25 protein-coding genes and 2 pseudogenes are annotated in these 21,042 nt (G+C 68.4%); 7 read left to right on the plus strand and 20 right to left on the minus strand.

What is annotated here, in order from left to right:
• Nucleotides 1-13 precede the first annotated feature (13 nt).
• Together BUS84_RS35565 and BUS84_RS38805 are read right to left on the minus strand one after the other, a co-directional pair.
• Nucleotides 14-523, minus strand: a complete 510-nt coding sequence (locus BUS84_RS35565) for a hypothetical protein (protein ID WP_074318678.1) — start codon at nt 521-523, stop codon at nt 14-16.
• Nucleotides 469-978, minus strand: coding sequence for a hypothetical protein (locus BUS84_RS38805; RefSeq protein WP_167627064.1), 510 nt, complete (start codon nt 976-978; stop codon nt 469-471). The genes BUS84_RS35565 and BUS84_RS38805 overlap by 55 nt, the downstream gene beginning before the upstream one ends.
• 63 nt (nt 979-1,041) lie before the next feature.
• Between BUS84_RS38805 and BUS84_RS40820 the strand changes: the two genes are divergently transcribed.
• The gene (locus BUS84_RS40820; protein ID WP_280175162.1) at nt 1,042-1,170 is read left to right on the plus strand and encodes a hypothetical protein; all 129 of its coding nucleotides are present in this window, start codon (nt 1,042-1,044) and stop codon (nt 1,168-1,170) included.
• A 1,103-nt stretch (nt 1,171-2,273) separates the two neighbouring features.
• On the plus strand, nt 2,274-2,906 hold the full coding sequence (locus tag BUS84_RS35575; protein WP_074318679.1) for a hypothetical protein: 633 nt from the start codon (nt 2,274-2,276) through the stop codon (nt 2,904-2,906).
• Nucleotides 2,907-3,370: 464 nt separating this feature from the next.
• On the opposite strand, the gene BUS84_RS35580 is transcribed toward BUS84_RS35575, so the two are convergent.
• Nucleotides 3,371-4,252, minus strand: coding sequence for an IS5 family transposase (locus tag BUS84_RS35580; RefSeq protein ID WP_084757739.1), 882 nt, complete (start codon nt 4,250-4,252; stop codon nt 3,371-3,373).
• A gap of 73 nt (nt 4,253-4,325) precedes the next feature.
• Nucleotides 4,326-4,625, minus strand: a pseudogene (locus BUS84_RS35585) (transposase family protein); the annotation flags it as partial.
• Nucleotides 4,626-5,111: 486 nt separating this feature from the next.
• On the opposite strand from BUS84_RS35585, the gene BUS84_RS35590 reads away from it, so the two are divergent.
• Nucleotides 5,112-5,597, plus strand: coding sequence for a DUF2231 domain-containing protein (locus BUS84_RS35590; protein ID WP_074318681.1), 486 nt, complete (start codon nt 5,112-5,114; stop codon nt 5,595-5,597).
• A gap of 49 nt (nt 5,598-5,646) precedes the next feature.
• Here the strand turns inward: BUS84_RS35590 and BUS84_RS35595 are convergent, their stop codons facing one another.
• Nucleotides 5,647-6,108 (minus strand): Rieske (2Fe-2S) protein, encoded by a 462-nt coding sequence (locus BUS84_RS35595; RefSeq protein WP_074318682.1) that lies wholly within the window; start codon nt 6,106-6,108, stop codon nt 5,647-5,649.
• A 271-nt stretch (nt 6,109-6,379) separates the two neighbouring features.
• Here BUS84_RS35595 and BUS84_RS35600 point away from each other — a divergent pair, with 271 nt between their 5' ends.
• Nucleotides 6,380-6,634, plus strand: a complete 255-nt coding sequence (locus BUS84_RS35600) for a hypothetical protein (protein ID WP_074318683.1) — start codon at nt 6,380-6,382, stop codon at nt 6,632-6,634.
• A 204-nt stretch (nt 6,635-6,838) separates the two neighbouring features.
• On the opposite strand, the pseudogene BUS84_RS35605 reads toward BUS84_RS35600, so the two are convergent.
• The 4 genes and pseudogenes from BUS84_RS35605 to BUS84_RS38485 all read right to left on the minus strand — a co-directional run.
• Nucleotides 6,839-7,354: pseudogene (locus BUS84_RS35605) on the minus strand (transposase family protein); the annotation flags it as partial.
• Nucleotides 7,347-7,523 (minus strand): hypothetical protein, encoded by a 177-nt coding sequence (locus BUS84_RS38480; protein WP_159451106.1) that lies wholly within the window; start codon nt 7,521-7,523, stop codon nt 7,347-7,349. The pseudogene BUS84_RS35605 and the gene BUS84_RS38480, both read right to left, overlap by 8 nt.
• On the minus strand, nt 7,520-8,467 hold the full coding sequence (locus BUS84_RS35610; protein WP_074318685.1) for a lipase family protein: 948 nt from the start codon (nt 8,465-8,467) through the stop codon (nt 7,520-7,522). The genes BUS84_RS38480 and BUS84_RS35610 overlap by 4 nt, the downstream gene beginning before the upstream one ends.
• A gap of 78 nt (nt 8,468-8,545) precedes the next feature.
• Nucleotides 8,546-8,716 (minus strand): hypothetical protein, encoded by a 171-nt coding sequence (locus BUS84_RS38485; RefSeq protein ID WP_159451107.1) that lies wholly within the window; start codon nt 8,714-8,716, stop codon nt 8,546-8,548.
• Nucleotides 8,717-8,889: 173 nt separating this feature from the next.
• Here BUS84_RS38485 and BUS84_RS40395 point away from each other — a divergent pair, with 173 nt between their 5' ends.
• Nucleotides 8,890-9,165: a VOC family protein gene (locus tag BUS84_RS40395; RefSeq protein WP_244298835.1), complete on the plus strand. Its 276-nt coding sequence runs from the start codon at nt 8,890-8,892 to the stop codon at nt 9,163-9,165.
• 19 nt (nt 9,166-9,184) lie between these two features.
• On the opposite strand, the gene BUS84_RS35620 is transcribed toward BUS84_RS40395, so the two are convergent.
• The 8 genes from BUS84_RS35620 to BUS84_RS38490 form a co-directional block, all read right to left on the minus strand.
• A complete protein-coding gene (locus BUS84_RS35620; RefSeq protein ID WP_074318686.1) occupies nt 9,185-9,715 on the minus strand; it encodes an SUKH-4 family immunity protein in 531 nt (176 codons plus the stop codon).
• Nucleotides 9,712-10,245 carry a hypothetical protein gene (locus BUS84_RS35625; RefSeq protein ID WP_074318687.1) on the minus strand — a complete coding sequence of 178 codons (534 nt, stop codon included), beginning with the start codon at nt 10,243-10,245 and terminating at the stop codon, nt 9,712-9,714. Before BUS84_RS35625 ends, BUS84_RS35620 begins: the two co-directional genes overlap by 4 nt.
• Nucleotides 10,242-10,802: a hypothetical protein gene (locus BUS84_RS35630; protein WP_074318688.1), complete on the minus strand. Its 561-nt coding sequence runs from the start codon at nt 10,800-10,802 to the stop codon at nt 10,242-10,244. The genes BUS84_RS35625 and BUS84_RS35630 overlap by 4 nt, the downstream gene beginning before the upstream one ends.
• Nucleotides 10,795-11,289, minus strand: a complete 495-nt coding sequence (locus BUS84_RS35635) for a WXG100-like domain-containing protein (RefSeq protein WP_074318689.1) — start codon at nt 11,287-11,289, stop codon at nt 10,795-10,797. The genes BUS84_RS35630 and BUS84_RS35635 overlap by 8 nt, the downstream gene beginning before the upstream one ends.
• A gap of 3 nt (nt 11,290-11,292) precedes the next feature.
• Nucleotides 11,293-11,616 (minus strand): WXG100 family type VII secretion target, encoded by a 324-nt coding sequence (locus BUS84_RS35640; RefSeq protein WP_074318690.1) that lies wholly within the window; start codon nt 11,614-11,616, stop codon nt 11,293-11,295.
• Nucleotides 11,613-11,999 carry a YbaB/EbfC family nucleoid-associated protein gene (locus BUS84_RS35645; RefSeq protein WP_244298836.1) on the minus strand — a complete coding sequence of 129 codons (387 nt, stop codon included), beginning with the start codon at nt 11,997-11,999 and terminating at the stop codon, nt 11,613-11,615. The genes BUS84_RS35640 and BUS84_RS35645 overlap by 4 nt, the downstream gene beginning before the upstream one ends.
• 148 nt (nt 12,000-12,147) lie before the next feature.
• Nucleotides 12,148-12,492, minus strand: coding sequence for a hypothetical protein (locus BUS84_RS37940; RefSeq protein ID WP_143728616.1), 345 nt, complete (start codon nt 12,490-12,492; stop codon nt 12,148-12,150).
• Nucleotides 12,493-12,568: 76 nt separating this feature from the next.
• A complete protein-coding gene (locus BUS84_RS38490; RefSeq protein WP_159451108.1) occupies nt 12,569-12,727 on the minus strand; it encodes a hypothetical protein in 159 nt (52 codons plus the stop codon).
• Between the two features lie 1,406 nt (nt 12,728-14,133).
• Between BUS84_RS38490 and BUS84_RS35660 the strand changes: the two genes are divergently transcribed.
• Together BUS84_RS35660 and eccCb are read left to right on the plus strand one after the other, a co-directional pair.
• Complete coding sequence (locus BUS84_RS35660) at nt 14,134-14,619, plus strand: hypothetical protein (RefSeq protein ID WP_143728618.1); 486 nt, start codon at nt 14,134-14,136, stop codon at nt 14,617-14,619.
• A 3-nt stretch (nt 14,620-14,622) separates the two neighbouring features.
• Nucleotides 14,623-18,978 carry a type VII secretion protein EccCb gene (gene eccCb, locus BUS84_RS35665; RefSeq protein ID WP_074318695.1) on the plus strand — a complete coding sequence of 1,452 codons (4,356 nt, stop codon included), beginning with the start codon at nt 14,623-14,625 and terminating at the stop codon, nt 18,976-18,978.
• Here the strand turns inward: eccCb and BUS84_RS35670 are convergent.
• The 3 genes from BUS84_RS35670 to BUS84_RS35680 form a co-directional block, all read right to left on the minus strand.
• The gene (locus BUS84_RS35670; RefSeq protein WP_074318696.1) at nt 18,939-19,523 is read right to left on the minus strand and encodes a hypothetical protein; all 585 of its coding nucleotides are present in this window, start codon (nt 19,521-19,523) and stop codon (nt 18,939-18,941) included. The genes eccCb and BUS84_RS35670 overlap by 40 nt on opposite strands.
• Nucleotides 19,520-19,804, minus strand: a complete 285-nt coding sequence (locus BUS84_RS35675; RefSeq protein WP_074318697.1) for a hypothetical protein — start codon at nt 19,802-19,804, stop codon at nt 19,520-19,522. Before BUS84_RS35675 ends, BUS84_RS35670 begins: the two co-directional genes overlap by 4 nt.
• A gap of 211 nt (nt 19,805-20,015) precedes the next feature.
• A complete protein-coding gene (locus BUS84_RS35680; protein ID WP_244298837.1) occupies nt 20,016-20,915 on the minus strand; it encodes an integrase core domain-containing protein in 900 nt (299 codons plus the stop codon).
• Nucleotides 20,916-21,042: the final 127 nt, after the last annotated feature.

The raw sequence follows: 21,042 nt of genomic DNA on the forward strand, positions 1-21,042 counted from the left end.
TGACCCGATCCGTTCAGGCGGAGTCGGAACGGTCCACGCGCTCGTCGGAGTCACTCAGGTCCAGGGCCAGCTCCCAGAGGTGGGCGGCCACGGGCTGCCGCTGCTCCGGGGTCGGCTCCGGGCCGACCTGACGGCGCGCCTCCGTCAGGGCCTCCTCGAAGGTCGCTGCCGCTTCCGCGTCCAGGTGCAGCACGTTTCCCCGACGTGCGATCCCGATAGCGAGGACCATCACGCTGAACAGCGCCGCCACGCAGACCAGAACCAGTCCGGGTAGGAGCGCGAGCGCGCCCCAGAGCCGGTCGCCGGAGCCGAGCAGCCGAACCCCGGCCACGAACGCGACGACCGCCAGACCGAGCGAGAGTACGCCGATCCCCTTGAACCATCGGGCGGCGTCGGGCAGCCACACCTCGTCCGTGAAAGATGCCCGGCGGGGAGGCTCGCTGGTGTCGCTGTTCCAGCGCAGCGACGTCATACCGTTCCGCTGGCGGCGGATCTTGAGGTCACCGATCTGTTCGTCCTGCACGGATCACCCCCGGTCGGTCGGTGCGGCCGACGATAGCCGGTCCGGTCGAACGGCGGACCCCGCCCGGTGCGAACCGGTATCGAGGAGCGCGGTGAGCGGCCCAGTGCCGGTCCCCCCGGTTCCGCCTTCGCCTCGGCGCCGGTGAGCCACACCGCTGTCACGTCGTCGTCGGGCGGCAGTTCGCAGTGCCAGACCGCGAAGTACGCCTCCGACGTCGGCCACTCGCACCCCTCGGTGGGTGCGGCGACGGTGTTCCGGACGTAGCCGAGAAGCGTCGTCGGCCGGACACCGCCGAAGGTGTCCCGGAGCAGTCCACGCAGGCACTCCTCGACAGGCAGCCCGTCGACCCGACGGGTGGGGATGTCCAGCCCCCGGCCGTCGGCGCGGGGCCGCGTGCAGATCCGCCCGTCCCGCGTCGCGAGGACGGCGCGCCGGAGCAGGCCGAGTTCCCGCACGGGTAGCGTCGCACCGCCGACTCCCTCGTCGCGACAATCGCGACGCGCGCGGGAGTGCTAGTCATGCCAGAACAGGAACGAGAGGCCACGCTCGGCCGGATCCGCGCTTTCCTCGCGAGCAGACCGGAGACCACCAGCGGCGAGTTCACCCTCCCGATGCTGACCGGCGTACTGCGCGTCCGGCAGCTGTGAAAGCCATCGACCACCCGATCTTCAAGTAAGCGAGTCGCGGTTCGTCGACCAGCGTCCACGCGGCCGGCGCTGACCTGATGATCTCGGCCAACCCTGGCTGCTCCATGCAGATCACCAGGGCACTCGGCGATCAAGGCAACGCGCTTCACGTCGCGCACATCGCCAAGGTCATCGATGCGCCGGTCCGTTCCCGGCCCAGCCCAGCGCGCTGCCGCACGGTAAGGGCGCCAACGCCCCGGCCCGGGGTAGCGATCTGCTGTTCGCGGGCGATCAGTCAGCATTTCGGAACCTCGGTGTCGCGTGTGGCGCCCCAGACTGAGAATGCGACGGCTGGGTTAAGCTCGCCTCCTGACGGCCGCGGAGCCCTTTGATCGGGTGCACACTCATGCCGCGAGTCGCGCGGTTGTCGCGATCATGTCAAGCATCATCCGAGGCCGCCAAGTCAAGCATCACCCGGAGTCAGACAGCCGGCTGCCGGCGAAGTCGTTCAAAGTTTCTGTACGTCTTCAAGGCGGCCCTTGACGGGCCGCACGCGCCGCCGCCTGGGCGCGCGGCTTGCACTCCGCTGCCGCTCCGCTCCGGCCATGCAACACGCCCGGCGGCTGGCGCGGAGGCAGGGGAAGCCCAGAGGGCCGCCGCAGGACGACAGGAGCTTGACCGGGGAGATGGTGGGCCGGCAGCCGGCCGGGCCGCGCGGCCAGGACCCGCGCGGCGTGGGGAAGCGCACGCCGTCCGCGTCGGCGAGCTGCCGCCACTCGCGGGGTTGCGGTTAGGGGGCCTCCGGCGGGGGCGCTCCGGCTCCAGGATGGCCGAAGATCGCTGGCAGCCGCCGGGTTCGTGGGTGGTTGCGGGTTGGCCATCCCGCCTGCCATCGACCCGGGCAAGCCGAGCAGACCACCGCCCGACCCGCCAGCGCCCGTACGAGCCGTCACGGTCCGCCCGTCGTGGCGGGCCGGGCGGCGGCCCGCTCCCCAGGAGGGCGGGTCGACGGCACACGGGATGGCAGCAGGTCGTCAGGTTGTTGGCTGAAGCAGTCCGAGGTCTAGCAGGTTTGTCAGCGGTGGAATCTGTGCCCCCTGCGGCCGGTCCTCCATAATCGGCGGATGGCTTGCGACTCCGCTGAGGGCGGGCAGCATGGCTTTACAGCGGGTTGGCGGCTCGCGGCCGCCGCCGTGATCCTGATAACGGTCGTTGCTGCGCGGTTCAACGCCGGACTCGCCGATTTTGTCAACACGGATCCACAGGGCGCCGGTCAGGTACGAGAGGTGGAGCGCTTCGCTACCGGCCTGGTCTACACGTCTGGTCAGTCTGTTGGTCAGGTGATCGCGATGGTGTTTGGTGCATTCGTGCCGGTTGGCTGGCATTTTCGAATGGCGTTGATGAAGCGAGAGGAACACTCGGGCAAGATCCGTGGCGCGCTGTGGGGCGGGGTGGGCCTTGCACTGGCCAATGTTGCGACAGTATTGCTCATTGGTGTACTTGCCGGCGAGTGGTTGGTTCGGTCAGCAGTCCACCATGACTACTTCGACCCGAAACTGCTGGGGGACGTGGGCGTCGTCATGATGGTTCTGCTTGGCTTCGTCGGGTTCTTGGTGTGGTCGTTGGTCGGTGCGGTTCTCAAGCCCATGGCCGGCGAGGGCCGCAGGGGTACAGCCATCCTGATTCTCTCGATGCTGGTGGCGCTGGCCCTCAACGGATTCGTGAACATTCAGCTGACGTTGATGATTCTGACTTAAACCAAGAGCATCAAGGCGGTCCGCAAGCGGGCCGCGCCGGCCCGGCTCCGGCCTGCTGGCGACCTCCGGCCGGCATCGACCGTGCCGGCCGGCCACGCTGACGGACGACCAGGACCACGAAGCGGCACGGCCTGGTCATCTACGATCCTCAGGGCGACGAGGTAACCGGCTTGCGGGGGGACTACGAAATCCCGGTGGGACCGGGTGACTAACTGAGTGACGACCGGTACCGACGTCGGTGGACAGCCGTGGACGTCGGAGGACCATTTCTCAGCTCACCTGTCGCGGCGGAGCAGGTCGGGCGGTTGTGTTGGTTGCCTGGGGGTCAAAGGGGTCTGGGGGTTAGAAGTGACCAGCGATTGCGGCTCGCCACGGGTGAGCTGAGCTGGTCAGTGCGAGGAGGCGGTCGAGCCGCTGCAGCCTGCCTCGGTCTAAGAGCGTGTTTGAGAGGGCGTTGATCAGGTCTAGGTGAAGGTGCGGCGGGCTTGACGGCGGGCGGGGTGACCGCGGGTGATACGGCGGGTCATGCCGGCGATGGCGGCCCAGCGGATGACGGCTTCGGAGACCTCGGGGTGGCGTTCGTAGTCGCGGGCCAGGCGGCGGCAGGCGGTGAGCCAGGCCAGAGTGCGTTCCACGACCCAGCGGCGGGAGATCACGCTGAACCCGCGCTGGTCGGCGGGCTTGCGGACGATCTCCAGCGTGGTGCGGAGAATATCGCGGGCCCAGTCGACGAGCCGTCCGGCGAAGCCCTGGTCGGCGAAGACGTGCCGGATCGGGGTGGCCATGTAGGCGCTGAGCAGGGCGGTCTTGGCGCCGTCGCGGTCCTGCCAACTCGCGGCCAACACTGTCACGGTGAGCAGCAGGCCGGCGGTGTCGGTGACGATGAACCGCTTGCGTCCGTTGATCTTCTTCCCGGCGTCGTAGCCGCGGCTGTCCCGGCCGACGGTGTCGGCGCCCTTCACGCTCTGGGAGTCGATGATCCCCGCCGACGGTTCGGGGTCACGGCCCTGCTGTACCCGGGCCTTGATCCGCAACGCGGCCAGGAGCTTCTCGGTCACTCCGGCGTCTTCCCACCGGTTGAAGTACCAGTACACCGTCTGCCACGGCGGCAGATCCGCAGGTAAATACCGCCATGGGCACCCCGACCGGACGACATACAAGATCGCGTTGACGATCTCCCGCCGAGGGTGCTTCTCCCTCCGGCCGTCCGTGTTCGGCTCCGGAAGCAGAGGCTCGATCAAAGCCCACTGGGCGTCGGTCAGGTCCGAGGGGTAACCACGACGAGCAGACACCGCGCCACCCTGCCCGACCCGAGCGTCGATGTCATGCCGCCACGCCGTCCACATCAGACCATCTCAAACACGCTCTAAGGGACGTCTCGTAACTGGGTGAAGGCGTTGCCCGGCACGGGCCCGGCGGTCAGCCAGCGAGGATGATGTTGTGGAGGTTGGCGATGCCGGAAGCGGCGTCGGTCAATGTGTGGGCGGCGCGGCGGTAGTCGCGCAGGATCTTGAAGCACTTCATCCTGGCCAGGGCATGTTCGACCCCTGCTCGAACGGTCCGGTGTTCGACGTTCAGGGCTTGCTTCCAGTCCGGCAGATCGCTGCCGTCGGCGGGCTTGCGGTACGGGATTATCACCTCAGGGTTGCCGCGGTAGCCGCCGTCGGCCATCACGGGCCGCCCGTCCAGCTTCTCTTCGATCCCTGAGCTGCGGTAGACAGGGGGCACTGCCCCCGCCGTGCCCCCAAAGAATTTCCGACCAGAGAAAATGATCTCCTCTTGTGCTGGTCGGGACGGCCGGATTCGAACCGACGACCCCTTGACCCCCAGACCTCGGCAAGGTGGTCGGGTGGGGTTCGCACCGCTGCACAACAGCCAAATCGGTGTCGTTGCGGCCTCATGTAGCTCCGTCGGTTGCTGTACATCGCTGCTGTACTGCCGGTCTCTCGTGATCCGGTGGGCCCTGTAGGCCGGTGCGGGGCTCAGTACGAGGAGTTCTTGGTGGCAAGTGGCCCCTCTGGGCCGAATTCTTCCAAGATCTCCGGGAGCTCGATGGCGACGGCGATGCCGTCTTCGAGTACGGCCAGCAGAACCTGCGCGCCACCGCCACTTTATGAGGGTGATTCACGAATGTGCCGGAATGGGTGCTGGATCGGCCCTACGCTCGGATTCGACAGCGATTGCCCGGCCACCGAGGAGGGGGCTGTGTTCGAGGAATTCCAAGGACTGCCGCTGCACCCGCTGTTCGTGCACGTGCCGATCGTCTTCGTCCCACTACTTGTGATCGGCGCGGCCATCTACGCGTTGGTACCCCGGCTGCGCCGCCCGATCGGCTGGGCGGTGTTGCTGCTCGCCATCTCCGCGCCGCTGTCGACTCTGCTGGCCGTCGAGTCCGGAGAGGCCTTGAAGGCGACGTTGGCCGCCAAGGGCTATCCGCCGGAAACCCTCGCGCAGGTGTCCGAGCACCAGCACAACGGCGAGATGACGCGCTCGTTCACCTTTGGGCTGGGCGTGTCGACCCTGCTGCTTCTCCTGCTGGTGACCAGCGGGCATCCGCGGGTGGTCCGGCTGCCCTCCTGGGTGCGTCTGCTCCTCAGCGCCGTGGTGCTTGTTTTCTGCGTGCTCACCGCGGTGTACGTGCTGCGGACCGGAGACTCCGGCAGCGAGGCGGTGTGGACCGGCGTGGTGTGATCGGGGAGTGGGGCCGGGCCCGGACCTCGTCCGGCCCAGAATGCCACCGTCAGGCGAGGACGATCTTGTCGCCCTCGACCTTGATCGCCTTGGGGGGCAGCGGCCGGGTGGCCGGCGGGTGCTTCACCGAACCGTCTTCGATCGAGAACCTGCTGCCGTGACAGTTGCAGTTGATCGTGCCGCCCTGGACGCTCGCGACCGGGCAGCCCTGGTGGGTGCAGATGTTGCTGAAGCCCTTGAACTCGCCGGCCTTCGGCTGGGTGACCACCACGCCCTGTTTGTCGAAGATCTTCCCTCCGCCCACCGGGATGTCGCTGGTACTGCTGAGGGCGCCAGCCGGACCCGGCGAGGCGCCGCCGGTCGGGGCGGTGCCGGTCGTCGCGCCGCTGGTCGAATCGTCGCTGCCGCAAGCAGCCAGGACAGCGGACGCGCCGATCGCACCCGCGCTGCGCAGCAGCGAGCGGCGGGTGGCGGCGCCGGGTCCGGTGCCGCCTTGGTGGTTGTCGTTCATCTCTCGTCCTCTCAGCTGCCGCCTCACCTGATGCCGTTTGCGACGGTAGTGGGTCGGAAAGTCGGATCGCCCGGGTTTGATGAGGTTTCCCGCTGACCGGTCGGCCTGTTCCCGCGCGGATCCGCCTCGCCAAAATCGGTCTCATACTCCGATTCGAGGGCATACGGTCATCGTGGCGGTCCTGCACCGCCCGGCCGCCGTTCGGTGGCCGCCGGGTGGTCGCGCTCCGCGTGGACGTCCGGGCCGACGATCAGAGCGAAAGGGACCCCACGTGGACCGTGTCGACGGGGTGCTCCTGCCGGAACTGGACGGGCCGGAGCCGAGCGCGGCACTGCCCCGGGCGCTGGGCTGGCTGAGTCTCGCGCTCGGCATATACGCGCTCGCCGAGCCCGGACCGCTGGCCCGGCTCACCGGGGTCGACGATGACCCGGCGTCGTGGGCGGTCATTCGGGCCGGCCGGTCGATGCGCGTGCGCGCCTCGGCCATCTGCTCCTCGTCGCTGGGCACCCACAGCAGCCAGCCGTAGTCCAGCTCGTACGCCGTGACGCCGTCGACGGCGCTCAGGCCCTCGCTGCCCAGGTCCTCGGGCAGGTGGTGCGTCGACACGTCCAGCACCCGCAGGATCGTCGGCTTTCCCATGTCTCCTCCTTGCTCGCCACCCTGGCGACCACCGCGGCGCGCCCGGCTGAACCGGGCGCCCACGGAAGCGGTCAGGTCAGTCGTCGTCCTCGTTGAGGTCTTCCTTCCAGGCCGGCAGCGGACTGCCGTCGTGTGGCTTGCGGTACGGCATGATCACCTCGCGGTTGCCCTGGTAGCCACCGTCGGCCATGACCGGACGGTCGGCTAGTTTCTGGTCGATGCCGGAGGTGCGGTAGACGATCGTGTCGTTGCGGTTGCCCGGCTGCGGGTCACCGAGGGCAATGACCAGGCGGGTGCTGGCGTCGATAGCGACCTGCAGGTTGGTTGAGTACCGGTAATTCTTGCTCGGCGCGGCCAGTCGATGGTCCCGGGTCGGGATCAGCGTGCCGTCGACGATCGCGATCTGGTCGGCCGGGCGCCGGCGCACTGGTGCCAGGGCCAACAGCGGGCCGAGGGTGTCGATGACCCGGTGCGCGGCGGAGTGCGACACCCCGAACAGCGGCCCGATCTGCCGCATGGTCAGGTTGGTGCGCCAGTACGCGGCCACCAGCAGCACCCGATCGGGCAGGTCAAGGGCCCACTGCCGGCCCGGCCGGCCGTCAGCGATGGCGTGCGAGCGCAGAGGCCGGCGCCGTCGTCACCGCCGTCAGGTCGGCCGCCAGCCGCCCTTCCGGCGTGCCCGGCGGATACCGCTCGCAGTGCGGGTAGTACCCGATCCCCACGACGAACGCGTGGATCCGCGGGCCGTCGCCGGCGTCCTCGGATACCGTCGTCACCGTTCGCCCCCGGCGAGCTTGCGGCCCAGCCGGGCGTAGAAGTTAGGCTGCCGGAAGTAGGCGCTGTGCGCCCACACCGCATGGGTCGGGTAACCGTAGTCCTCGACGCCATCGAAGACCTTCCCCGCCTGATAGCCGAGCAGATCGGACCGGTCGACGAGGTTGATCCACCGGCCGATGGCGGCGGGCCGCCGCACCCGGAACCCGTCGGCGCCGGAGATGCTCGGGTCGCTCTCCCCGAACAGCTTCAGCTCCTCGAACAACGCGACCTGGGAGCCGACCGTCACCAGAGTGTCCACCCGCAGGTCAGGCGCGAAGTGGGTGAGCAGGTCGTACATGATATTGCCGCCCATGCTGTGCGCGATCACCACCAGCGGCCGGCCCGGACCGGCCTCCGCCGCCGCCGCGCGCAGATCGTCCAGCACCGTACGCACGATCGGCCCGGGATCGGCCGGCGTGCCCCGCCGCGCCAGGTAGGTCAGGAGGTCGCCGACCAGGTGGGAGACCGGGCGCCCGCTGAGCACCCGGAGCGCGGAGATCGACGCCTCGCCCGGCGCGCCGACCACCCGCCGCAGCCGGTCCACGCCGCCGCGCATCAGCCGTCGCAGCCGCCCGTCGCGACGGAGCCGGCCACCCAGCGCCTCCCGCGGCTCGGCGTCCTCCGGCGGGGCGATCTCGGCGGTGAGCCGATCGACGAAATCGGCGTCGTCCTTGATCTCGGCCAGCCACGGGTATCGGACGCTCTCCGGCCCGGCCGGCGCCAGCCGCTCCCGCCGGTCGCAGTACGCCACCGCCAGCGCGGCCTCGGCGACTACCGCGTCGGCCTCGGCATCGTCCATACCGTCCAGATCGATGAGGACGAAGAGCAGGTCCACGGCGTCGCGCATGCTGCGGCGCGCCGTCTCGGTGACGAGCACCCCGGTGGAACCGCCGCCCGCGGCCACCTGGCGGCCGATCCCGACTTCGAAATCGTCGCCCCCGCCCAGCGCTTCCAGGCCGGCGTCGGGCAGCGACGCGTGCCGCTACCGCAGCCGGCCACCGTGCTTTCCCCAATAGGGCGAGCGGACCTCGCCGTGGCCCACCACGGACGGCGGAAGAAACTGCCGGAAGAACCGATCCCGTGTACGAGAGGCGACGTCGTAGCCGCCACGCTTCTCCCGATTGCCGATCCCGTGCACGTAGACCAGGGGCACGCAGTGTCCTTCCGTCCGCCGGCTCTTGTGGATCGATTGTGTCAATCGGGGCACTTCGGCAAGCTCCCCCGTTCAGGCGTAGCTGACCGGCCGATCGAACTGTACGGTGAGCCACCGCGCCGATCGTGAGTCAACGGTCAGATTGTGGCCGCAATGGCGGGGACGATTACCGCATGACATCGACATGGAAGATCGAGCTCATTCCCGTACCGGTGACCGACGTCGACCGGGCCAAAGCGTTCTACCAGCGGATCGGCTTCACCGCCGACCACGACCACCAGGTACACGATGGCCTGCGGTTCCTGCAGCTCACGCCGCCCGGGCCGGCAGACCTGCGTTTGACCGGAGGCCTGCCGGCCCGCTCGGCGCTACCCGTTCGGGATATTGGTGAGGTCGCCGTCCGGCACGTACTTCAGCGCAGCTCGTTCGTCGCTGAGCTCGTACGCTGACGGTCGCGCGTTCGGTGCGTCAGGCGGCGGTGGACTCGAGCTGGTCGAAGGCGATGCTCCACCACGATTCTGGATCGGTGAATGCGGACGGGTCGACCCGCGTCAGCTCGGCGCGGATGGCCGCGGCGAGCTCGGCGCGGGCCCTGCCGCCCGGGTCGGTGTCGATAAGCTGCCCGAGCTTATAGAGGAACTCGACGAACGCAGCAAACGAGGCGTTGACGTGCTCGAAGTTCGGCGTCGCGAGGTCCAGCAGGATGACCGAGCCGTTCCGCGAGTCAAGGATGTAGAGCATCTGGGCGTCATCGGGCGAGCTGCCGAGGATGACGTACATCCGCGGGCCCTCGTCGCCAATCTCGATCTTCAGCTTGCCGAACGGCGTCATGCCCGGGGCGGTGACGTCCGCGGTGAACAGGATCGGCACCTCGACCGGGAGAGCGGCACCGGCCGGCAGGACTCCCGGTGTGAGCACGTCGCCGAGCAGGTCGGCCGGGACCTCGATCACGCCGTCCGCGCCCCAGAGCGCGGTGAGTTCCGCCAGCGACACGCTCATTCGTCCTCCTGCTCGCCGGGGGCGGTCAGGTCCTGCTCCTCAAGGAACCGCCACCAGTCGTCATCGTCATAGCCGATTTCGGCGTAGCCCGCGCCGAACACGTAATAGGCGAGGAAAGAGTCCAGGTCCGGGGCGATCTCCTGGAAAGCCTCGCGCATGAACCACTCGTCGGTGCTGATCTGCGGGAAGTACCAGACCGCGCCGGAGTCGCGCCGTAGCAGCAGCGGCTCTTCCTTGAGGCGCCCGAGGTAGAACCACTCGTCGGGCTCGGCGGCGACGCCGGTGTATTCCGGCATGATCTTCAGACCGCTCTGCATACGGGCTGAGGAGGAGATGCCGGGCAGGTAGAACCCGCCGGCCGCGATGCTCTCGGCGACCTCCATCAGCTCGCGTACCGGCTGCGGTACCTCTGCCGGAATCTTGTCGGTCGGCACGCCCGCGCTGATCTCTCCCCAGCTGACGGTGTTGTCCTCGTCCGCCACCAGGTCGGCGCGCAGCTCCTCGATGAGTTCCCGCAGATCGGGGTTCAATCCACTACCTCTATTCGGATCGGCGTTCCGTCCGGCAGGTTCATGATCTCCACCCGGATCTGGGTGCCGATGTCCTGGTTGGTGTCGGCGTCCATCAGCTTCAGGTTACTGACCTCGTCAGGACCGCCAAGTTGCAGCTCCCAGACATGATCGGGGTTCTGGTCGCGCACCCGTTGCTTCATCCGCTCGGCCGCTTCACGGTCTTTGGCCTTCTGCGCGTCGCTGCCCTTGTTGTTCCTGACGTACTTGTTGTGGATCTTCCGGATGATCCGGTCTTTGAACCCGCCGGTAATGCTGGTGTCGCGCGCTACCGGGTTCGCCTGCTTGAACAGCTTTCCCTGATCGCTTAGCCGTTTCAAGGCGGCCATCTTGCGGTCGAAGTCGGTGCGGTGGTGCGTGCTTTTGCGCTGGACCCGGATGGTGACCTCGGGCAGATCATTGTTGCGCTTCACCGGGGGTGCGGAGGCCTTCTTCACCGCCGCGCCGACGAGGTTGCCCTCCTTCGGCTTGGCCGCGCCACCTCGCTTCCGGCCACCCTCCCTGCCCCGGCTAGCCACTTATCAGCTCCGTAATCACCTGGTCGATCAGCAGACCGACGATCTCCCGCGTGATCATTTGGAAAATCGGGATCTCAGCCAGCGACGCGCCGAAGGTGACGACCGCGGTTGCGATGGCCTGCGCCACCTGGAAGGCAAAGATGGCCAGCTGCACGATCATCTGAATCTTCAACGCGAGCACGATCCCGGCGCAGATGATCAGGCCGGTGCCGACCAGCATTGCCGCCTGCGCGTAGTCCGGCAGGGTGCCTGGCCCGCTCTCCGGTTTCGCCCACCACTGGGCGAACGCCTGCATCGCCTCGCCGCTCTGCTGCGACATCACCGCCGCAGCGGCCGCGCCAGCCTCCCCAGAGGCGTCGGCGACCGTCCCGGCGAAGTCGATCCAGGCCTGCCCCATCTCGAACAGCTTCTCCTCGTCACCCTCCGGCCAGGAAAAGCCGATCCAACCGAGGGCGGTGACCAGCTCACCCGGCAGCTGAAGTCCCATCCCTCACCCCAAAATTCCGAGGATGTCGCGCATCGCGTTCGCGGTTTCGTGCTCAACCGACTCGTAGTTGTCGGCCATCACGGTCAGATCGCTGCCCGCCGCGCCGATCTCCTCGGCAGCCACACCGATGCAGTCCAGCACCCAGGCCGAGACCCCGGTGTACACGACCCCGATCAGCGAGCCGATGTCGTCGCCGCCCCAGGGCTCGCCGTAGCCGGCCATCTGCGCCTCGAAACTCTCCAGCTGCCCGATGAACCGCTCGGCCGCGCCGACCACCTGATCACCGCCTGCCCGCAGGGCCGCGGGCTCCACCTCGAAGCCGCTCACCGGTTAGCACTCCCGCCGGACATCCGGGCCTGCGCCTCGGTCAATGTCTGCAGAAACGTGCTCAGCCGTGGCACCGCCGTATCCCGGACCTGTTGCAGCTGCTCGGTGAGCTGCGTAAGGTCGGCAGCGCCCGGCACGGAGGCGCCGCTACGCATGGAGTCGATCGCCGCATTGACCGCCTCGACGATCCGGTCACACAGCTCGGCGAGGCCCAGGCGCATTAAGCGCGGATCCACGGCAAGCGACGAAAGCCGACCGTCGGCACCGAACTCGGCACAGACCCGGCCATCCGCTGCCTCGCCGATCCGCCGCTGCCGGGCGGCTTCCTCGTCTTCCGGCGGTGGGCTCACCGCCCGAAGGGCACCGACAGTGGCATCGAGCATGCGGGCGAAGTCCCCACTCGCGGCCCGTGACATCGACATAGATCGTCCTCCCGATAGTGCTCGAAACATTCGCGAGCGTACGGACACGGGTCAAACGAGCCGCTGTTCTACCTCTGATGGGTACATGCGCACCAAACAGAATCTGGACTTAACCCTTGAACAAGCAGGTCAGGGAGTACACACCTCTACGGTGATCTCGGGGCTCCGACGCTGGCTGGCGTGGCTTGCCCGGCACGGCCACCAGCACCCGCACCGAGCCTTGGGCGTGCGGATGGCCGTGTTGTACGCGGTGATGGTGATGTCCGGCCGGCTGCTCGCCGTCCGGCAAGGTGCGGGGACGGCCGCCGAAACGCCAGGCGCCGGGAACGGGTACGACGTCCCCCAAATGATCGCGTGTAGCTCGTGACGGCTGCAGTAGCGGCTGGTGATCGACCTCGTCGGCGGTCCAGTCGACCGGTGCGTTGGCGGCGTTGAGAGCGTCTTCGCGGTTCATGCCCTGCCTCCTGACAGCATCTTCGCCACGGCGTCGCGCTCGTTCTTCTCGTCGGTGATGGCAGCGGGTGTCGGCGTCAAGGTGCCGTGTTGGTGCGGCGGCGTATCTCAGCATCCACGTCGAAGTCCATCGCGCGGAGCTTGCGGTACGCGCGGTCGCGTACGGCCTCGTCGAAGAATTCTTCATACCAGGGGAGCAAGACCCACATCTCGACGCTCATGTCGAGCTTGCCCATCTGCTTTGAGGCGCCACAGCCCGTCGGAAGCGTTGTCACTGAGGACCAGTTTGCGGGCTGTCTCCACGCCCTGGTACTCGCGCAGCATGAGCTGGAACCGCCTTGCCGGATAGCCCAGCGCTGCCAGGGTGTCGACGCCTTGGTGCAGCTCCGCAGTGAATCGTCGTGCCAGCTCTTCCCGGTCGGTGCTCACGTGGCGGTCCCTTCGCTCGGCGACTGGAGGGGTAGGCAGGGGTCGGCCTCAGTCTTCGCCCACCGGCCGAGCTTTCACTATGGACCGTCATCTGGTTGCCCTGTCACCTGCAGCCGCATGCACAGTGAGGACCGATCGCGTGGCGCTTGGCGGGGTTCTCGTGCGCTTCGATCTTGACTGCTTCCACCAGCCCTGGGAGGAGCCGTGGGACATGGACTGGTCGTGGCCGGTCGCCGTTGACGGGATTCAACGGTTGAAGGCAGCTCTTGTCCGGTGTCCGGAACCGCTGCAGCCGTCGTGCGAGTGCCCCGTGCACCGGTCGTTGCGGGACAGCATCGAGAGGCCACCGTCGCATGAGGCTTCGGTGACGGTCGAACTGACCGAGGATGGGCTGCCGCAGGTTCGGTCAGTACGCATGCTGTGAGGCGCGCAGGGCTCCGGCGGCAGAGGAAGCGGGTGCGGTCAGACCTGGCCGCGTTCTGGGTGGGTACCCCCCCGTTTACCCCCCGAAAACCCCTCGCTGAGGTTGACAACCAGTGACAAGAAGCGACCACTGTTTGATCGTGTGTGTGCAGCTCAGTGCCTATTTCTGACAGTCAATGACAAGGTCGAGATGGTTACGGATGGTAACAAGGGGTTTTGACAAGCAATGACAAGCCTTGAAGGAGGAAGGCTTGACATGAGGTTCTTGTGGGTTCAAGTCTCCTCGTTCCCCACGAGGGCTGCCTGGGTAAGTGCCGCGCCGTCACGGTAGTCGATATGGGCAGGAGGAGTGAAAGCAGGGAGCCTGGGATTTGGATACCTCGTCAGGCTTCCCGGCGTGGCCAAAAGCCTCCGAGCTGCCGGGGGAACCTCAAGGCGACGCCTGCCCGGCCGCAGTGGCATTGCCTGCTCGTAGCCGTGACGGGGCTGATCGAGATCGTGGTGGTGGTGCCCTTCGCGGGTGACCCGGCTGATCGTCGCCGACGAGATCACCCGCCGACCCAGGGAAGCGATCGTCCGCCGGCTGCCAAGGGCAGCCCGCTGGCGTACCGGCTGTACTGCCGCTGGTGCCTGTCTGTGTGCCGTACGGGCGTCCCGCCGTACCTGCCGTCGGTGTCTTGTCCCGTGGGTGTGCGCGCTAACAGGACTGCGCCGCCCAGGGTCGGCGGGCCGGAGGGATTCGGCTGTTCGAGAGGCGAGCCAGGTGCGCGGCTGGTGTTGAATGTGGAGGGTGAGCGAACAGGTGCCGGAAGGGGTGGCGACGGTGGAGCTGACGATGGTCGTACAACCGGAGCTTCCGATGACCGCCGAACGGCTCGACACCCTCACCCAGGGGTTCGCCGAGGACCTGCGGGCCCTCCCCAGGGTGCGTGTCGCCCCCGCCACGGGGCCCACTCCCGGCCGGGGAAAGTCACCCGAGGCGTGGGAGCTGGGAATGTTGGTGGTGGGCGGCCTCTTTTCGGCCACCACCATGCGCGCGATCGTCCAGATCGCGATCGCCTACACCGAGCGGACCAAGGCACGGTCGATCACGGTGCGCAGCGGCGAGACCGAGTTGGTGATCACGGGAAGCACCCGGATCGACGATCCCCTCCTCATCGCCGAGTTGGCGCGGGTGATCAAGGCACCGCACCGATCCGACGCGGCCCTCGCCTCGCCAAACCCTGACCAGGCCGCGATCGCGCCGGGTGAGCGCCCGGGCGATGTCCGAGCGTAAGCGGTGGGACAGCGCCTGGCTCTGCTCATCGCCAACGACCGTTACATCGACGACTCGTTGGCCGACCTCTACGCGCCCCGGGAAGAGGCTCGCGACCTGCAGAGTCTGCTGGCCGACGCCAACATCGGGGCCTTCGACCGCACCGTGCTGCTGGAGAACGAGTCGAAGAGCTCGGTGGAGCGCACGATGGAGACGATGCTGCGCAGCGCCGGGCCGGAAGACCTGATCCTGCTCTACTTCTCGGGGCACGGGATCCGCCGCGGCAAGCGGGGCCGGCTCTACCTGGCGGTCGCCAACACCGAGGTCGGCTGTCTGTCGTCGACGTCGATCTCCGCGTCCTTCGTCCATGAGTTGCTCGACGAGTCTGAGGCCGCCAGCTCGGTCATCCTGCTCGACTGCTGCTACAGCGGCGCCTTCGACCATGCCAAGTCACCCGCGGATCTCAACCTCGACGGGGAACTGAAGGCCGGCGACGGCCGCTACGTCATCACCGCGACCAACTCCGTCGAGCGCGCCGTCGACGGCCAGCCGGCAACCGCTGCCACGCCGCGCCTCCGCTCCGCCTTCACCGAGACGGTCATCGAGGGCCTGAGCACCGGTGCCGCCGACCTGACCGGCCGAGGTCGGATCACCCCCGAGGATCTGTGGCGGTACGTGCAGTTGGAGCTGCCGAAACGAACGACCGAACAGTCCCCGTGCCAGTTCGGTCGAGCGAGCAGCGAGGTGCACATCGCGTTGTCCCGGGACGGCCATCACCGCCAGCGGGATCCGCGGGATCCGCGCGATCCGCGTCTTGGCGATCTTCTGGGCCCGTTGCAGGCGCGGGAGGACGTGAAGCTGTGCGCGGTCGAGTGGCGTCAGCGCGGGCCGCTCAAGGTGCCGGTCGGTCTCAACCATCGCATCGACCAACCGGCCGGGGAACCTGTGTCGCTCGATCTCGCCTCGTCGGAGGGGCACCTGCTGATCGTGGGACGTCCCGGGATGGGGAAGACCACCCTGTTGCGCACGATCATCGGCGGGCTCGCGCTCACCCACTCGGCCGACGAGGTCGTTTTCCACTGCCTTGAGTCCGGTGGCAACTGGCTCGGGCCGATGCGGCGGCTACCCCACGTCGAGACGGTCCTGGGCGACGACGAGGTGGTCGAGCTGGGCACGTTGCTGAGCCAGCTCGAGGAGGACGTGCTGCGGCGCAAGCGCCTGTTCCGTGAGCACGAGCTGGAGTCGCCGGCCAGCCTCCGGGCGCGGCGCGGCAGCCTGAACGCCGGCCCGCAGCCGGACATCTTCCTCGTCGTGGACCGTTGGCAGGACTTCGTCGCGCTGCAACCCGACTTCACCGCGCGCGTCATTGAGCTGGCTAACAAGGGATTGGGGTACGGGTTCCACCTCGCTGTGGTCGAGCGTAGTTGGCGGTCCATTCCCCAAGAGCTGATCGAGTTACCGCAGCTACGGATCGAGACCCGTCTGTCGGAGCCGCGGGAGTCGATGGTCGACCCGGACCATGCCGCCCGCCTGCCGCTGTCGATGCCCGGCTGGGCCATCCAGGGGCGGCGCACCTTCCGCATTGCCCTTCCCGAGCTGACCGTGACCGAGGTCGACCCCGACCTCAGCTCGGAGTTCGGCGTCGCCGTCACCGACGGTGCGACATCGATGATCTCCATGATCGCCCAGGCGTGGGGCCTGCCGCCGGTGTCCCCGCCCGACGGTGCTCGTCGTGGCGCCTGGGAGTCCCGGGACGAGGCGCTGGAGATCCTCGGCCTCGCCGACTACCCGGCACTGGTGGCCTTCGACGGCCCCGCCGCGTCCGTGGGCCCGGAGCAGCACCTTCAGGTGCCCATCGGTTTCGAGTTGGACGGGAAACCGGTTCTGCTCGACCTGAAGGAGTCGGCCCAGGCGGGGATGGGCCCGCACGGCTTGGTCATCGGCGCGACCGGCTCCGGCAAGAGCGAACTGCTGCGGACGATCGTCGCCGCGCTGGCGGCGCGCCATTCGTCGGAGGAGCTGAACTTCGTCCTGGTGGACTTCAAGGGCGGCGCGGCGTTCGCCTCGCTGGACGCGCTGCCACACACCAGTGCGGTGATCACCAACCTGGCCGACGAGCTGCTGCTGGTCGACCGGATGCGCGACGCGCTCGCGGGCGAGATGGTGCGCCGGCAGGAGCTGCTGCGCGCGGCCGGCAACTACGTCTCCCGTTTCGAGTACGAGAAGGCCCGCGCGGCTGGCGAACCGCTGGCGCCGATGCCGAGTCTGCTGATCATCTGTGACGAGTTCAGCGAGTTGCTGGCCGCGAAGCCCGACTTCATCGACCTGTTCGTGATGATCGGTCGGCTGGGCCGGTCGCTCGGCGTGCACCTGTTGCTGGCCTCGCAGCGGCTGGAGGAGGGCAAGCTGCGCGGTCTGGACACCCACCTGTCGTACCGGATCGGTCTGCGGACCTTCTCGCCGGTGGAGAGCCGGATCGTGCTCGGCGTTCCGTACGCGTACGAGTTGCCGAACGCGCCGGGTCACGGCTACCTGAAGACCGGCAACTCCGCCATGGTGCGCTTCCGGGCGGCGTACGTGTCACGAACGCCCGGCCACGACGGAGCCGAGCCGGGCTCCGCCGTGGCGGAGGCCATCGCCGGCAGGACGGTGCTCGACCTGCTGGTGGAGCGGCTCAAGGGCCGTGGCTGCACGGCGCACCAGGTCTGGCTGCCGCCGTTGGCCGAACCGCCGAGCCTGGGTGAGCTGCTGCCACCCCTGCGCGTGCACCCGCGCTTCGGGCTGTGCACCGCGGACTGGGCCGGCCGGGGTCGGCTCACCGTCCCGGTGGGCGTGGTGGACCGCCCGTACGAGCAGCGCCGCGACCCGATGATGGTGGACCTCGGCGGGTCGGGCGGCAACGTGGTGATCGTGGGTGGCCTGCTCAGCGGCAAGAGCAGCCTGCTGCGGTCGATGATCGCCTCGCTGGCGCTCACCCACACCCCACGCGAGGTGCAGTTCTTCTGTCTGGACTTCGGCGGTGGCGCGCTGCGCAGCTTGGAGGAGCTGCCGCACGTGGCGGGGGTGGCCGTTCGTCGGGACACCGAGAGGGTCCGCCGGACGGTGGCCGAGGTGGTCGCCGCCATCGACGACCGGGAGACCCGGTTCGCCCGGCAGGGCGTCGACTCGATGGCCGACTACCGGCGTCGGCGGGCGACCGGCGAGTTTCCCGACGACCCGTTCGGCGACATCTTCCTGGTCGTCGACGGCTGGAACACCCTGCGCCAGGAGTACGAGGAGCTGGAACAGACCATCACTAATCTGGCCAATCGAGGGCTCGGTTTCGGCATCCACGTGGTCGTCACCGCCGTGCGCTGGGCGGAGATCCGGAACACCATGCGGGATCTCCTCGGCACCAAACTGGAGCTGCGGCTCGGCGACGCTTCCGAGTCGGAGTTCGACCGGCGCGCCGCGCAGAACGTCCCGGTCGGCTCGCCCGGTCGCGGTCTGACCCGTGACAAGCTGCACTTCCTCGCCGTGCTCTCACGCATCGACGGCCTACGCGACACCGAGGACCTCACCGAGGCGTCGGTGGCACTGGGCCGGCAGGTGGCGGCGAGCTGGCCGGGCCCTCCGGCCCCGAAGGTACGTCTGCTGCCGCAGAAGCTGACCGTGGCCGAGCTGGCCAAGGTCGTCGACCGAGCCACACCAGGACTGCCCATCGGGGTCAACGAGTCCGCGCTCGCGCCGGTCCATCTGGATTTTGCCGTCGAGCCGCACCTGACCGTCTTCGGGGACGCCGAGTGCGGCAAGAGCAACCTGTTGCGGCTGATCGCGCAGGGCATCGTCGAGCGGTACACGCCGGCCCAGGCCCGACTGGTGATCGCCGACTACCGGCGCAGCCTGTTGGGCGCGGTGGAGGGGGACCACCTGCTCGACTACGCCGGGTCGAACCAGGTGTTCAGTCAGAGCATGATGTCCATTCGCGGCGCTCTGCAGAATCGCCTGCCCGGGCCGGAGGCGACCACCACCCAGCTGCGCGACCGGAGTTGGTGGAAGGGTCCGGAACTCTACGTCCTGATCGACGACTACGACCTGGTCGCCTCGGTAGGCAGCAACCCGCTCGGCGCTCTGGTCGACCTGCTGCCCCAGGCCCGCGACATCGGCCTGCACCTGATCGTCACGCGCCGGGTCGGCGGCATCGCCCGCGCGCTCTACGAGCCGGTCCTGCAACGCCTGCGCGAACTCGACTCGCCGGGCCTGCTGATGTCCGGCAACCGGGAGGAGGGCGCCGTCCTGGGCAGCCTGCGGCCGAGCCCGCAGCCGGCGGGTCGCGGCACTCTCGTGCGCCGCCGCGACGGTCAGGAGCTCATCCAGACGGCGTGGGTCGAACCGGGCTGACCACCGGTCGGGATCCTGGCGGCGTCACCGGGGTGCGGCGGAGGTAGTCCGGCCAATTCCTCGGATGCGCGCTGCTCGGCGGCTGCCGCCTGCGCCTTCGCGTCGGCGATCCGGGCGGTCAGCCGGCCTGCGGTCGCGCGCACCGCCATCGGCGCAGTCCCCGAATCCGACGGCGGCACGACCTCCCCGTCCGGGGTGACCACGAGCCCCGCGAGGCGTGCCTCGGCGACCGCTCCCAGGGCGAGCTGACGCGCCTGTGTCAGGTCGTGCTTCCGGCCCGCGACCGCACCGGCGATCCGGGTGTAGGCGTCGTGCGCCTCGTCGAGCTGGCGGACCACCCGTCGGAGGATCTCGTCGGTCTCCTGCTGGCCGGAGCCGGCCCGCCAGTGGCCGGCGAGCAGGCGATGCAACCGGCGCAGTTCGTCGGCGGCTTCGCCGACCGCCCGCGCCGCCTGCGTCCACCGCTCGCCCCGGTCGGCGTCGCCGGCGGGCGGCTCGGCCACCAGCCGTGCGTACGGGAAGGCCACCCTGCCGTCAGTGGTCATCCGTCGCCAATGCGAGCGAGTCGGCTCGCCATCTCGTCGTCGGTGACCGAGACCGAACCCACGACCGTACGGATGACATCGGCGACCTGATGCAGTTCTTCGGTGATCCGCGGTAGCTCGTCGATCCATTCCACGACGGGGGCTGGCGGAATGACGGGGGCTGGCGGAATCTCGTCGGCGACCAGCGGCTCGACCGCACGGAGGTGGTGCGCGACGGTGTCGATGTCGAGTGCGACGTGAAGAAGGCCCTTGGGATCCATGTCGAGCGAGCCGCTGCTCATCGGTTGTTCACCTCCCGGCAGTGCCTACTCGATCCGGGCGCCCTCGGCACCGCCAGACGGGCAACCGCCACGAGGGAGTCTAGCCACTTCGGTCCGGGCGCAGGTCAGAGTGGCCAGTGCTGGGAGACGATGTCGATGGCGCGCCCCGTATCGCGTCGGCCAGCGTGCCTGTGCTGGTCCAAAACGTAGCCGCACGGTCTGATTAGGGCTTTTAGGCGGCTGGCTCGTATTCGTTGATCAGGCCTCCGAGGATCGTTCGGCGCCGGATGCGGTCGGTCGGAGCGGGGAAGGCGATGACGTTGTTGCCGTCGTCGGGAGCGCGGAGGCCGAGTCTGTCGCCTTGATGGCTGCGGCCTCGGTTGTAGTGCTGCACATACGTGTCGAGGACTATTCGAAGGTGTCGCTCGCCAGCGATGAGCATCCGGTCGGTGCATTCGACTCGGACGATTTTTTCCCAGCGTTCGGCGAAGGCGTTCATGCGGGGTGCTTGCGGCGCGGTCTTCATGATCTCGATGCCGATAGAGGTGCACACCGCGTCGAAGGCGTCGGTGAAGCGGCTGTCGCGGTCGCGGATCAGGTGGGTGAGCCGCCGACCGGAGTCTTCGAGGTCGGCGGTGAACTGGCGGGCGAGCTGGGTGGCCCATGCCGCGGTCGGGTGGGCGGTGATGCCGAGGAGGTGTACCCGGCGGTTTTTGGCCTCGAGCACGAAGGCGACGTAGAGGCGTTGGAGGGTGACCGCACAATCCACGTGGAAGAAGTCCGTGGCCAAGATGGTGCCGGCGTGGGCGCGAAGAAACGTGCGCCAGGCGTCGTCGTGCTGTCGTGGCGGCGGTCTGCGGTGGGAACGTAGGATCCGGAGGATCGTGGATGCGCCGACCCGGTGGCCCAGGCGGCGCAGTTCGCCCTGGACGCGGAGAACGCCCCACGTCCGGTTCTCTCTTGCCAGGCGGATGATGAGCGCGGCCAGCTCATCGCTGATCGGTGGGCGGCCCGGTGGTCTGGGCTGGCGCCATTTCGCGGTGAGCAGGCGACGGTGCCAGCGCAGGAGCGTCGCAGGCGCGACGATCCGGTGAGCTCGCAGTACCTTCGGCAGGATCCGCGCGAGCGGCAAGGACGGCACGGTCGGTCCAGTCGAGACGCGGTTTCTGGTTGCCGCGGCGAAGCATCGCGACCTCGTGACGCAGCACGAGTATCTCCGCGTCCTTTGACGCCGACGACTGCGCCAGCAAGGCCAGCCA

It is taken from the genome of Micromonospora cremea, assembly GCF_900143515.1.
Taxonomy (GTDB): Bacteria; Actinomycetota; Actinomycetes; order Mycobacteriales; family Micromonosporaceae; genus Micromonospora; species Micromonospora cremea.

What these genes read in the sequence shown, in the direction of transcription:
- BUS84_RS40820 (WP_280175162.1), top strand. Translation starts at nt 1,042, where the DNA reads ATGCCAGAACAGGAACGAGAGGCCACGCTCGGCCGGATCCGCGCTTTC.
- BUS84_RS35575 (WP_074318679.1), top strand. Translation starts at nt 2,274, where the DNA reads ATGGCTTGCGACTCCGCTGAGGGCGGGCAGCATGGCTTTACAGCGGGT.
- BUS84_RS35580 (WP_084757739.1), bottom strand. Translation starts at nt 4,252, where the DNA reads ATGTGGACGGCGTGGCGGCATGACATCGACGCTCGGGTCGGGCAGGGT.
- BUS84_RS35595 (WP_074318682.1), bottom strand. Translation starts at nt 6,108, where the DNA reads ATGAACGACAACCACCAAGGCGGCACCGGACCCGGCGCCGCCACCCGC.
- BUS84_RS40395 (WP_244298835.1), top strand. Translation starts at nt 8,890, where the DNA reads ATGACATCGACATGGAAGATCGAGCTCATTCCCGTACCGGTGACCGAC.
- BUS84_RS35620 (WP_074318686.1), bottom strand. Translation starts at nt 9,715, where the DNA reads ATGAGCGTGTCGCTGGCGGAACTCACCGCGCTCTGGGGCGCGGACGGC.
- BUS84_RS35635 (WP_074318689.1), bottom strand. Translation starts at nt 11,289, where the DNA reads ATGGGACTTCAGCTGCCGGGTGAGCTGGTCACCGCCCTCGGTTGGATC.
- BUS84_RS35645 (WP_244298836.1), bottom strand. Translation starts at nt 11,999, where the DNA reads ATGCTCGATGCCACTGTCGGTGCCCTTCGGGCGGTGAGCCCACCGCCG.
- BUS84_RS37940 (WP_143728616.1), bottom strand. Translation starts at nt 12,492, where the DNA reads ATGAACCGCGAAGACGCTCTCAACGCCGCCAACGCACCGGTCGACTGG.
- BUS84_RS38490 (WP_159451108.1), bottom strand. Translation starts at nt 12,727, where the DNA reads ATGGGCAAGCTCGACATGAGCGTCGAGATGTGGGTCTTGCTCCCCTGG.
- BUS84_RS35670 (WP_074318696.1), bottom strand. Translation starts at nt 19,523, where the DNA reads ATGACCACTGACGGCAGGGTGGCCTTCCCGTACGCACGGCTGGTGGCC.
- BUS84_RS35675 (WP_074318697.1), bottom strand. Translation starts at nt 19,804, where the DNA reads ATGAGCAGCGGCTCGCTCGACATGGATCCCAAGGGCCTTCTTCACGTC.